The sequence below is a fragment of the uncultured Pluralibacter sp. genome (genome assembly GCF_913775985.1).
Lineage (GTDB): Bacteria > Pseudomonadota > Gammaproteobacteria > Enterobacterales > Enterobacteriaceae > Pluralibacter.
In genome coordinates, this window is sequence record NZ_CAJYMB010000061.1 from 1 (window position 1) to 11,390 (window position 11,390).

Below are 11,390 nucleotides of genomic sequence, written 5' to 3' on the forward strand. Positions count from 1 at the left end.
TCCTGTCGCTTCAGGCTGGCTGCCACCGTTTTAATGTTGTCCTTCGCCCCCTGTTCGCGGAGCTCATCTGTGATGTGCGGTGCGCCGTAGCGCTCTTTGCCTGATGAAAAACCTGACTGACCCTCTCATCACACTGCTGGCGAAATTGCTTACGCGGGCTCAACTGCACGCCACGGGTACGCCAGGCATACCAGCCGCTGCGGGCCATCGTCAGTACCCGGCACATGGCTTTGATGCGGAACCCAGCCTGATGTTTTCGATGAAGACATACTTCATTTCAGGCGCTTCGCGAAGTATGCCGCGGCCTTTTGGAGGATGCCCAGCTCTTCATCCCGTTCTGTCAGCTGTCGTTTCAGGCGGGCAATTTCAGCGGCCTGTCCGCTCTCCCGCTGCGACGAGGTTTTCTACTGCTAGACACCCTCACGTTCAAATTTGTGGTCGCCGAAGTTTCCGACCGCTGCCTCGTCTAACCGGGTGCAAACTTGGCTGCGGCGATCTTGTCCTTTTTCCTCAACTTGTCGAGCCATGCCTTACAAGGCTCGATACCCTGTGAATCCTGATAAAAAAGTGTCTTGTACATTCAGCCTCCTTCCATGTCAGCAGAATAAATCGCCTCTTAAAAGAGACGTTAGCGCAAGTGCTTTTGTCTCTTTTAAGAGGCGGTTTATCCCCGATCACACGGGGAACACTTTTTCACCGATGGCGCGGCCCGTAAAATCGACGGTTTATCCCCGCTCACGCGGGGAACACACTGGTGCGTTTGAGGCTGTATCTACCGGATGCGGTTTATCCCCGCTCGCGCGGGGAACACGGATCGGTCGGAGATACTGAGCCAATGAAAACTGGTTTATCCCCGCTCGCGCGGGGAACACTGTCTTGCGCGTCCTGTAACCAGCGTCGTACGCGGTTTATCCCCGCTCGCGCGGGGAACACTTGGGCTTACACGAAAAATTAACATATGGCGGCGGTTTATCCCCGCTCGCGCGGGGAACACATCTAGCTTGTCGGCCAGCTCACCCTCGAGGCCGGTTTATCCCCGCTCGCGCGGGGAACACCACCTTGACCTTACGTGTGGACAGCGCGCCGCCCGGTTTATCCCCGCTCGCGGCGGGGAACACGCAGGCATCCGCCCATCGTCGCTGGTTCAGCAACGGTTTATCCCCGCTCGCGCGGGGAACACAGAACCTGTTGGATTGCTGTTTTATTTACACCCGGTTTATCCCCGCTCGCGCGGGGAACACCCACAGCGCGCGACCTGCTTGTCTTTTGCGTACGGTTTATCCCCGCTCGCGCGGGGAACACGAGGGGCTTCTCCCATGCCTGGGAAGGAAATACGGTTTATCCCCGCTCGCGCGGGGAACACTCTTGCTATTACTGACCTTCGACTGCCATGCACGGTTTATCCCCGCTCGCGCGGGGAACACGGCGACCTGCTGGCCGATACCGTTAACAAAGACGGTTTATCCCCGCTCGCGCGGGGAACACTCTAAAAGTAACCCTTTGAAACACAGCAACTTTTCACACCTAAAAATTCCTACCAATTTTCCCACATTTTCAAAGAGCCACAACTCTTTGATTTTATTACATCCGATGCAGGCTGCCGTTACCCGGATCGCGTTTTACCAACCGCTTTGCGCAGTGCGGCTTACCCTTCGTGCAGCCCGCACTCGCGCTTGAGGCCGAAAAAGCGGGTCTCTTCTTCCGCCATGCCCGGCTCCCACTTGCGGGTGGTGTGGGTATCGCCAACTGAGAGATAGCCTTCGTCCCACAGGGGATGGTACTTAAGGCCGTGCTTTTGCAGGTACTGGTAAACCGTGCGGTTATCCCAGTCGATAATTGGCAGAATCTTGAAAACGCCGCGCTGGATGGCCAGCACCGGCAGGCCGGCACGGCTGCCGGACTGCTCGCGGCGCAGGCCGGCGAACCAGGTTTGCGCGTTGAGTTCCTGCAGCGCGCGGTTCATCGGTTCGACCTTATTGATATCGTTGTACTTCTCAATGCCTTCCACGCCCTGCTCCCACAGCTTGCCGTAGCGCGCTTCCTGCCACGCCGGGCTCTGCTCGGCGCGGTAGATTTTGAGGTTGAGCTTGAGCTTATCGGTCAGCTCGTCGATAAAGCGGTAGGTTTCCGGGAACAGGTAGCCGGTGTCGGTGAGGATCACCGGAATGTCCGGGCGCAGCTGGTTGACCAGGTGCAGGCTGACGGCGGCCTGAATACCGAAGCTTGATGAGAGTACATATTCGCCGGGCAGATTCTCCAGCGCCCAGCCGACGCGCTCCTCGGCGCTGAGCTTCTCAAGCCGGGCGTTAGTTTCCGCCAGCGCGAGGACGCGGTCTACTTTAGGTAAGGCGTTAAGGGCGTGCAGATCGAGATGTGACATGATGACCTCGCAGAGGTTAGCAGCTTATCCCCGCTAGCGCGGGGAACACCGATGAGGCAAGCACGAAGCTGTCGTTAATCGGATAGCGCTCTTCTCCGGCTCGCGGCCGGAGAAGAGGACGCGTGTTACTCCCAGAAATCCCGGGCCGGATCGAGCACCGGACGCACGATACCGGCGCGCACGGTGAAGTCGCCGAATCCTTCGTCGGCGTCGCGCTCTTTCGCCCAGCGCCCGACCAGCTCGTCAACGGTATCGAGGATTTCGGATTCGTTAATGTTTTCGCGGTACATGCGCGGGATGCGCGTGCCCATGCGGTTGCCGCCAAGATGCAGGTTGTAGCGCCCCGGCGCTTTGCCCACCAGGCCCAGCTCCGCCAGCAGCGCGCGACCGCAGCCGTTCGGGCAGCCGGTGACGCGCAGGACGATATGCTCGTCGCCGACGCCGTGGCGATCCATCAGAGCCTCCACCTTATCGACAAACGACGGCAGGAAGCGCTCCGCCTCGGCCATCGCCAGCGGGCAGGTCGGGAAGGAGACGCAGGCCATCGAGTTCTCGCGCTGGGGCTTGACGGCGTTCATCAGGCCGTGATCCCGGGCGAGCTTTTCGATCTGCGCTTTCTGATCTTCCGGCACGCCGGCGACGATCAGGTTCTGGTTGGCGGTGAGGCGGAAATCGCCATGATGGATCTTCGCGATCTCCACCAGACCGGTTTTCAGCGGACGTCCCGGATAGTCGAGGATGCGGCCGTTCTCAATAAACAGCGTCAGGTGCCACTTCTTGTCGATACCCTTCACCCAGCCGATGCGGTCGCCGCGGCCGGTAAACTCGTACGGGCGAATCGGTTCAAAAGTGATCCCCGCGCGGCGCTCCACTTCAGCCTTAAAGGTCTCCACGCCCACCCGCTCAAGGGTGTATTTGGTTTTGGCGTTTTTGCGGTCGGTACGGTTGCCCCAGTCGCGCTGGGTAGTGACCACCGCTTCGGCAACCGCCAGCGTATGCTCCAGCGGCAGGAAGCCGAACTCGCTCGCGGTGCGGGCGTAAGTTTTTTTATTACCGTGATCGATGGAGAGCCCGCCGCCCACCAGCAGGTTGAAGCCCACCAGCTTGCCGTTCTCCGCCACCGCGATAAAGTTCATGTCGTTAGCGTGTAGATCGACATCGTTCTGCGGCGGGATCACCACCGTGGTTTTGAATTTACGCGGCAGGTAGGTTTCACCGAGGATCGGCTCTTCATCGGTGGTGGCAATTTTTTCCCGATCGTGCCAGATCTCCGCGTAGGCGCGGGTGCGCGGCAGCAGGTGCTCGGAGAGTTTTTTGGCCCACGCGTAGGCTTCAGCGTGCAGTTCAGACTCTACCGGGTTCGAGGTGCAGAGCACGTTGCGGTTCACGTCGTTGGCGGTCGCCAGCGCGTCCAGCCCCACCTCGTGCAGCATCTGGTGCGCGGGCTTGACGTTCTTTTTCAGAATGCCGTGAAACTGGAAAGTCTGCCGGTTAGTCAGGCGGATGCTGCCGTAAATGGTTTTATCGGCGGCAAACTTATCAATGGACAGCCACTGCTCGGGGGTAATCACCCCGCCCGGCAGGCGGCAGCGCAGCATCATGGCGTGGCGCGGTTCCAGCTTCTGGGCCACGCGCTCGGCGCGAATGTCGCGGTCGTCCTGCTGATACATGCCGTGAAAGCGGATCAGCAGGAAGTTGTCGCCGTTGAAGCCGCCGGTCAGGCCGTCGTGCAGGTCTTCGGCAATGGTGCCGCGCAGAAAGTTGCTCTCTTTCTTCAGGCGCTCGGCGTCGGCCAGCTTACCTTCGACCACTAAAGGGCCGGGATGTTTTTCGCTCATTAGTAGACATCTCGCTGATAACGGCGCTCTACGCGCAGCTCACTTAAATAATCGTCCGCCGCTTCGGCGTCCATCGCGCCAAATTCGGCAATCACTTCCAGTAAAGCCTGCTCGACATCTTTCGCCATGCGATTGGCATCGCCGCAGACATAAATGTGGGCACCGTCGTTGATCCAGCGCCACAGCTCTGCGCCCTGTTCGCGCAGTTTGTCCTGTACGTAGACTTTTTCTTTTTGATCCCGGGACCAGGCCAGGGAGATGTTGCTCAGGACGCCCTCTTTAACGTAGCGCTGCCACTCCACCTGATAGAGAAAATCCTCGGTGAAGTGCGGGTTGCCAAAGAAGAGCCAGTTTTTGCCTTCCGCGCCGTCTGCGGCGCGCTGCTGCATAAAGGCGCGGAACGGCGCAATGCCGGTGCCCGGGCCAATCATGATAACCGGCGTCTGGGGATTGGCCGGCAGGCGGAAATTGTCGTTATGCTCGATAAACACCCGCACTTCGCCGTCTTCTTCCACGCGATCGGCAAGGAAGCTGGAGGCGCCGCCCGCGCGGGCGCGCCCTTCAATGTCGTAGCGCACCACGCCGACGGTGACGTGAACTTCGTTTTCCACCTCCGCCTGCGCGGAGGCGATGGAGTACAGGCGCGGCGTCAGCGGTCGCAGCAGGCCAGTCAGTGCCTCGGCGTCGAGCTGGGCCGGGGAGAAGCGCACCATATCCACAATCGGCGTGGTGGCCGCGTAGTGCTGGAGCTGCGCTTTGTCGCCCACCAGCGGCAGCAGGGACTCACTGCGGGTCAGGGTGGCGTAGTTTTCCACGATGTTGGCGGTGTTAACCGTCAGCTCGTAGTGCCACTCCAGCGCCTCGGCCAGCGTCTTGCTTTCGCCGTTGACGCTGACCGGCTCGTCGCCCTTCAGCCACAGTAGCTCCACCAGCTCTTTCACCAGCGCCGGATCGTTCTGATACCACACGCCGAGGGCGTCCCCCGGCTGATAGCGCAGGCCCGCGTCCCCGAGATCGATTTCGATGTGGCGCACGTCTTTTTCCGACTCGCGGCCGGTGATTTTCTGATTGACCGCCAGCGTGGCAGTCAGCGGCGCCTCTTTGCTGTAGGGGCTGGAGTGGACTTCATCGGTGACGCCCGCCGCAGTGGCGCAGGCCTGGGCCGGCGTCTCTTTCGGCGCGCGGGATTTCAGCACCTCAACAATGCGCGCGCGCCACTCGGCGGCGGCGGGCTGATACTCGACGTCGGTATCAACGCGGTCCAGCAGGCGCTCCGCCCCCAGCTCAGCCAGCCGGTTGTCGAAGTCTTTGCCGGACTGGCAGAAGAACTCGTACGAGCTGTCGCCGAGGCCGAACACCGCGAAGGCGGTCTCCTTCAGCGCCGGGGCCTTCTTCGAGAACAGGTATTTATGCAGCGCAACGGCCTCTTCCGGCGGTTCGCCCTCCCCCTGCGTCGAACTCACCACCACCAGCAGCTTTTCCTGGGCTATCTGCTTAAACTTGTAGTCACCCGCGTTAACCAGCTGAACGTTGAGCTGCGCGGCCAGCAGATCGTCGCGCAGCTGCTCGGCCACCCGCCGGGCGTTGCCGGTCTGGGAAGCGGAAATCACGGTGATGGCCGGCGCCGGAGCAGGCGCCTGCGCAACCGGCGCGGTGGCGCTGCCGGGCTGCTGGTTGAGCATGCCCCAGAAATAGCCGGAAACCCAGGCAAGCTGGGTCGGTGAAAGATCGGTGGTGGCCGCCTGCAGGCGAGCCAGCTGGTCCGCATTAAGCGGAAGCAGCGCGGTGGGGGAAGCCGTTGTCGTCATGCGTCGTTATGTTCCAGTAGCAAAGCTGTTTTAATTGTAAAAACAGAACGGAGAGTAAGGTTAACGGCAGGGATAATAACAATTAAAGAAGGGTTGGAAATAATAAATAACCAAATGGACTAATCTGTTTTTACTATAGCGCTTACCTTTAAAACAGGTTAATTAACCAATTGATATATAGTGTAATTTTCAACAAAAAACGACTAGCGCTCCCGGCATATCCTAAAGGCGGATTTTAGTTAATGCGTAAATTGATGCATTGCGGTAAGATTCGCCGGTTTTTTCCGCATGTTGAGAGTCCACGATGTCTACCACCCTGTTTAAAGATTTCACCTTCGAAGCCGCTCACCGCCTGCCCCGCGTTCCGGAAGGCCACAAGTGCGGTCGTCTGCACGGTCACTCCTTTATGGTTCGCCTGGAGATAACCGGTGAGGTGGATCCGCACACCGGCTGGATCATGGATTTCGCCGATCTGAAAGCCGCCTTTAAGCCCACCTACGATCGCCTGGATCACTATTATCTGAACGATATTCCGGGTCTGGAAAATCCCACCAGCGAAGTGCTGGCCAGCTGGATCTGGCAGCAGGTGAAGCCGCAGGTGCCGCTGCTGAGCGCGGTGATGATTAAAGAAACCTGTACTGCCGGCTGCGTGTACCGCGGCGAGTAAATTCGCTCTTTTAGTCCAGGGTCAATATCTGTAGATCGCTCCCGTGCGAGGATAGTGCGTTCATGAAATGAGGAACGCAGGATGGCCGACGACATTGACGTTATTATCATCGGAGCAGGGATTGCGGGCAGCAGCTGCGCGCTGCTCTGCGCCCGCGCGGGTCTTTCCGTATTGCTGATTGAGCGCGCCGAACAACCCGGCGGCAAAAGCCTCTCCGGTGGCAGGCTCTACAGCTACGCTCTTGCCGATATTCTCCCTGATTTTCAAACCTGCGCCCCGCTTGAGCGGCGCATCACCCGCGAACATTTCTCACTGCTGACCGCCAGCGGCGCCACCACGTTAACCAGCGATAGCCTCGCCAGCGAATCCTGGAGCGTATTGCGCGCGCGCTTCGATCCCTGGCTGGCGGCCCAGGCCGAGGCCGCTGGTACACAGCTGCTGTGCGGCGTTACCGTAGAATCGCTGTATCTGGAGCAGGGTGAGGTTGCGGGCGTCGTTTGCGAAGGTGATGTTCTGCGCGCCCGCGCCGTTGTACTGGCCGAAGGTGCCAACAGCGAGTTGGCTGAGCGAAGCGGGCTGATTTCTTCGCCCACCGCGCAAAGCGTAGCGCTGGGTATTAAAGAAACACTGGCGCTGGATCGCCGACGGATAGAGGATCGTTTCCACCTGGACGAGAACGGTGGTGCGGCGTGGCTTTTTAGCGGCCATCTGTGCGGTAGCCGTTCAGCCGGTGCTTTCCTGTATACCAATCGCCAGCATCTGTCGCTCGGCGTGGTCGCCCCTCTCTCTTCACTTCGCGACGGGCCAGCCGCTGCTGCCAAGCTGCTGGAGATGCTGAAAGCGCATCCTGTGGTGCGCCCGCTGATCCATGATGCCGAAGTGCTGGAGTACGGTGCCCATCTGGTGCCGGAAGGAGGTCTGCGCGGGCTGCCTTCCCGCCGGGCCGGAAAGGGATGGCTGATAATTGGCGATGCGCTGGGCACCTGCATCAATACCGGCCTGACGATCCGCGGAATGGACATGGCGGTCCTGAGCGCGCGAGCCGCCGCAGAAGCGCTCATTGCCCGAATGGCAGAGGCATCCCCCTCGCTGCCGGTCCTGTATGAAGATGCGCTGGCGCAAAGCCTGCTGTGGCAGCATTTGCGCCGTTATCGTCACGTACCCTCACTGCTACAAAACAGCGCCTGGTACACGGCACTGCCGGCATTTTGCCAGGGCGCGCTGGCCGACTTAACTCGCGCAGATGCGCAGGTGACACCGCCGCTGTGGAAAATCCTGCTGCACCACGGCCGCGAAGCGGGGCTAACGCGCCTGGCCGGGTTAATTCTGAGGAGTCTGAAATGTCTGTAAACGATAGCCTGTCGCGCAACCGCTACGTACCCGCACAAAAGTCACACATTACGCTTGCCGATAACTTAAGTGAGGAACAGTTTGCCCTGCTGGAGAAGATTTGCCCGGCCGGTCTTTTTCAGCGCAACGCGGAAGGCCAGGCAGTGATAAACTACCGCGGCTGTCTGGAATGCGGCTGCTGTCGAATGATTGCCGGACATTCAATAATTACGCAGTGGCGCTACCCGGCATCGGGCAAGGGGATCGTGCTGCGCTTTGGTTAATTTACTTAAGGATCGCTGCGTGCCACTACTCCGCCTGCTCCAAAAAAATCCCGTCATTGCTGCAGTAAAGGATAACGCCAGCCTGCAGCTGGCTATCGCCTCAGACTGCCAGTTTATTTCCGTGCTGTACGGCAATATCTGCACCATCAGCGGCATCGTCCAGAAAATCAAGCAGGCCGGAAAATTCGCTTTTATTCACGTCGATCTGCTGGAAGGCGCCTCGAATAAAGAAGTGGTTATCCAGTTTCTGAAACTGGTTACTCAGGCAGACGGCATTATCAGCACCAAAGCCAGTATGTTGAAAGCCGCACGAGCGGAAGGTTATTTCTGCATTCACCGCATGTTTATCGTTGACTCAATCTCTTTTCACAATATCGAAAAGCAGGTGGCGCAGTCGAACGCCGACTGTATTGAAATCCTGCCCGGCTGCATGCCGAAGGTGCTGAACTGGGTAACCGAGAAAGTGCGCCAGCCGCTGATCGCCGGCGGTCTGGTTTGCGATGAGGAAGATGCGCGTAACGCGATTGCCGCCGGCGTTGCCGCCCTCTCCACCACCAATACCGACGTCTGGACGCTGGCGAAAAGCCTCAGCCGCTAGCGCGCCGGCAGGCCACCAGCGCCTCCAGCACCGCCTGCGCGTCATCCACAATACCGACATCCGCAGCGGCAAAAACCGGTGCCGCCGGGTCGGTATTGATAGCAACAATAAAGCGGCTCTGGTTTACTCCCGCCATAAAGGCTGCTGCGCCCGAAGCACCCGCGATAATACAGACCTCAGGTGCCACAGTCTGGCCGGAAACGCCGAGCATTCGCTGCTCGTCGCAGCCGCCAGACATCACCCGCTGGCGGCTATAACCCGGTTCGGCATTCAGCTCCCGCGCCAGTGCATCAAATCCCTCTCCGCACGCGCCCTGCCCGGTGGCCAGTATAACGTTGGCCGATAGCAGCGGCGGTACCGGCAGCGTTTGCGCCTCAATTAACCTAACGCCGCTGTTCAGCGGCTGCGCGACTACCTCTCTCTCCTCAAGCGCGGGCAGCATATCGACAGAGAGCAGAGTCGAGACAGGAGCCGGAGTCACGCAGAGAGGAAACTGGCTAAACGCCAGCGTCGCCGCCAGCGCGCTGCCGTAACTTGCTTTGGTTATCCACCGCTCGTGCAGGTTACAGCGGCTAATACCGCACGCGGCGCTGCCGCCCAGCCGCCACGCCAGGCGTGTCGCCAGTTCGCCGCCTTCCCGACCGGGCGGAAAGAGCAGCAGCGTAGCCGGAGCGTCAGCATAGGCTGCTGCAAGCGGAACCAGCAGCTGCTCGGCGAGCAGGGCATCTCCTGTAACCCGCCAAATGATCCGCAGCGCATCTTGCAGGCCGTTATCCCTGAGAAAAGCGCTGCTGGCCCGCTCGTCATCGGGATGAATAACAATCTGTGCAATGTTTACATTCACGGCATCATCCTCTTGCCAAGATATTCCTGCCAGAGCCGGCACGCCTTGTCAGCGGCAGAATTGCCGTCGATGCGCTCTCCGGCCCGCCGGAAAAGCGTTCTGACCAACGCAGTACAGCATGGTGATGATGTCTTCACATCATGCGGGTGGCACTGAATAACCTCCGCCTTAGCCGCAGCGAGCCGGGCGCGCATGCCCGGCACCCGAAGCGCCATTTGCCCGCGATTTCGCACGATCAGCACCGCCGGCCGATCAAGCTGCCAGCGTCCGCGCCGGCTCCTCTCTTCACACTGCACCATCACACCGTTCTCCCCAGGCGTAAATTCCGTAACGCCGCTCAGGCAGGGCCAGCCGAGGAGCTCAGCCAGCAGCCATCCGGTCTGGCCATTCTGCCCTTCACTGCTCTCGCTCCCCAGCAGCACCAGCCCGCTTTGCGCTTCTTGTGCCTGAAAAGCTATTTGCTGAGCTACGAATGCCGGATCGAAACGTAGATCCTGCCTGGCAGTAATCAAAGTGCGACGTTCAAAACCGAGCGCGGCCAGGTGGCGCAGCAGCGGAAGCGCACGCTCGTCACCAATGGTAACGGCGCTCAGACCGAGCTGCGGATAGCGCTCTTTCGCCTGCAGCATCAGTTCGGCGGCTCCCTGCTCATCGCTGCCCATCATGACCCGCATCAGCGCAGCATCGGGACCACGACACTCCCGCGCAGCAGCCTGCCAGTCGACCTCGCTGAGCATGCCCAGATCCGGCTCGGCTTTAAACGCCAACAGAATGTTCATTTTTCCTTCCCTGTGACTTTAGACCGCCATCCGCGGCATCCACCAACGATAAATTTTTTGTTTCGGGCGCCCACAGCAGCGACACTACCAGACCCACCAGCAGCACCCCCACCAGCAGAAGCAGCGTAGTGCGCATACCCCAGTTCGTCAGCACCACCGGCAACAGTCCGGTGCTAATAGCCGCGCCCAGCCGGCTCATGGAGGTGGCGAATCCCACCCCTAAAGAGCGAATGTCGGTGGGAAAGCTTTCTGCAGGCAAGATCCCCACCAGATTGCTGGCGGCGGAAATGGTCATGCTGAAAACAGTGAAAAGCAGCAGAATCGCCAGATTATGAGTTGAAGGCACAAAAGCCAGCACGGCCAGCGTCACGGCCAGTAGCAGGAAACTGCCAATCAGAAACTGTCGCCGCGTCAGCAGCCAGGTAAGCACCAGTCCCAGCAGCGCGCCAGCGATCAGCAGCACGTTAAGGGTCAAACTGGCTGCGAGCGCATTTTCCAGCCCAATAGTCTGCGCAATGGTTGGCAGCCACGTATAGATAACGAACCATGGCACGACCAGACAGATAAAAAAGAGGCTGTTAAAGGCCGTCCGCCGCCAGTAGCGGGCAGAAAACAAAGTACTGATGCTGCGAGTGGTAACAGCGGCTATCTCGTCCCCGGGCAGCACGTTTTCTCCGAGAAAGCGGCGTACAATATCGTGCGCTTCGCCGATCCTTCCCTGGCGCATCAGCCAGCGCGGAGATTCCGGCGTGCCTATCCTGAGTAGCGTGATCGCTAGCGCAGGTAGCGCGGCAGATGCCAGCAGCCAGCGCCAGGCGTCTGGCGAATCTGTAACCAAAACGTGGCCAGCGACACTCGCCAGC

Annotated in this window: 10 protein-coding genes, 1 pseudogene and 1 CRISPR repeat array; of the genes and pseudogenes, 4 read left to right on the forward strand and 7 right to left on the reverse strand. The window is 59.7% G+C overall.

All coding sequences use genetic code 11. The features are described from left to right. The 4 genes and pseudogenes from QZ766_RS07180 to cysJ form a co-directional block, all read right to left on the reverse strand. Nucleotides 1–401, reverse strand: a pseudogene (locus QZ766_RS07180) (IS3 family transposase); the annotation flags it as partial. Between the two features lie 259 nt (nt 402–660). After that, a CRISPR array of direct repeats spans nt 661–1,485; the repeat unit is 29 nt; unit sequence CGGTTTATCCCCGCTCGCGCGGGGAACAC. A 160-nt stretch (nt 1,486–1,645) separates the two neighbouring features. Continuing rightward, nucleotides 1,646–2,380: a phosphoadenosine phosphosulfate reductase gene (gene cysH / locus QZ766_RS07185; RefSeq protein ID WP_297199453.1), complete on the reverse strand. Its 735-nt coding sequence runs from the start codon at nt 2,378–2,380 to the stop codon at nt 1,646–1,648. A gap of 125 nt (nt 2,381–2,505) precedes the next feature. Next, nucleotides 2,506–4,218 (reverse strand): assimilatory sulfite reductase (NADPH) hemoprotein subunit, encoded by a 1,713-nt coding sequence (gene cysI / locus QZ766_RS07190; RefSeq protein ID WP_297199456.1) that lies wholly within the window; start codon nt 4,216–4,218, stop codon nt 2,506–2,508. Further along, a complete protein-coding gene (cysJ, locus tag QZ766_RS07195; protein ID WP_297199458.1) occupies nt 4,218–6,026 on the reverse strand; it encodes an NADPH-dependent assimilatory sulfite reductase flavoprotein subunit in 1,809 nt (602 codons plus the stop codon). The genes cysI and cysJ overlap by 1 nt, the downstream gene beginning before the upstream one ends. Nucleotides 6,027–6,330: 304 nt before the next feature. Between cysJ and queD the strand changes: the two genes are divergently transcribed. From queD to QZ766_RS07215, 4 genes are all read left to right on the forward strand, one after another. Next, a complete protein-coding gene (gene queD, locus QZ766_RS07200; protein ID WP_297199461.1) occupies nt 6,331–6,693 on the forward strand; it encodes a 6-carboxytetrahydropterin synthase QueD in 363 nt (120 codons plus the stop codon). Nucleotides 6,694–6,774: 81 nt separating this feature from the next. Further along, the gene (locus QZ766_RS07205; RefSeq protein ID WP_297199464.1) at nt 6,775–8,043 is read left to right on the forward strand and encodes an FAD-dependent oxidoreductase; all 1,269 of its coding nucleotides are present in this window, start codon (nt 6,775–6,777) and stop codon (nt 8,041–8,043) included. Next, a complete protein-coding gene (locus QZ766_RS07210; protein WP_297199467.1) occupies nt 8,034–8,306 on the forward strand; it encodes a ferredoxin family protein in 273 nt (90 codons plus the stop codon). Before QZ766_RS07205 ends, QZ766_RS07210 begins: the two co-directional genes overlap by 10 nt. A 19-nt stretch (nt 8,307–8,325) precedes the next feature. Continuing rightward, nucleotides 8,326–8,904, forward strand: coding sequence for a glycerol-3-phosphate responsive antiterminator (locus QZ766_RS07215; protein WP_297199470.1), 579 nt, complete (start codon nt 8,326–8,328; stop codon nt 8,902–8,904). On the opposite strand, the gene QZ766_RS07220 is transcribed toward QZ766_RS07215, so the two are convergent. From QZ766_RS07220 to QZ766_RS07230, 3 genes are all read right to left on the reverse strand, one after another. After that, nucleotides 8,894–9,748: an FAD-binding protein gene (locus QZ766_RS07220; RefSeq protein WP_297199472.1), complete on the reverse strand. Its 855-nt coding sequence runs from the start codon at nt 9,746–9,748 to the stop codon at nt 8,894–8,896. The genes QZ766_RS07215 and QZ766_RS07220 overlap by 11 nt on opposite strands. Then, complete coding sequence (locus QZ766_RS07225; protein ID WP_297199475.1) at nt 9,745–10,527, reverse strand: electron transfer flavoprotein subunit beta/FixA family protein; 783 nt, start codon at nt 10,525–10,527, stop codon at nt 9,745–9,747. Before QZ766_RS07225 ends, QZ766_RS07220 begins: the two co-directional genes overlap by 4 nt. Then, nucleotides 10,505–11,390: MFS transporter (locus QZ766_RS07230; RefSeq protein WP_297199478.1), on the reverse strand; the 886-nt coding region annotated here is incomplete at its 5' end. The genes QZ766_RS07225 and QZ766_RS07230, both read right to left, overlap by 23 nt.

What these genes read in the sequence shown, in the direction of transcription:
- cysH (WP_297199453.1), bottom strand. Translation starts at nt 2,380, where the DNA reads ATGTCACATCTCGATCTGCACGCCCTTAACGCCTTACCTAAAGTAGAC.
- cysI (WP_297199456.1), bottom strand. Translation starts at nt 4,218, where the DNA reads ATGAGCGAAAAACATCCCGGCCCTTTAGTGGTCGAAGGTAAGCTGGCC.
- cysJ (WP_297199458.1), bottom strand. Translation starts at nt 6,026, where the DNA reads ATGACGACAACGGCTTCCCCCACCGCGCTGCTTCCGCTTAATGCGGAC.
- queD (WP_297199461.1), top strand. Translation starts at nt 6,331, where the DNA reads ATGTCTACCACCCTGTTTAAAGATTTCACCTTCGAAGCCGCTCACCGC.
- QZ766_RS07205 (WP_297199464.1), top strand. Translation starts at nt 6,775, where the DNA reads ATGGCCGACGACATTGACGTTATTATCATCGGAGCAGGGATTGCGGGC.
- QZ766_RS07210 (WP_297199467.1), top strand. Translation starts at nt 8,034, where the DNA reads ATGTCTGTAAACGATAGCCTGTCGCGCAACCGCTACGTACCCGCACAA.
- QZ766_RS07225 (WP_297199475.1), bottom strand. Translation starts at nt 10,527, where the DNA reads ATGAACATTCTGTTGGCGTTTAAAGCCGAGCCGGATCTGGGCATGCTC.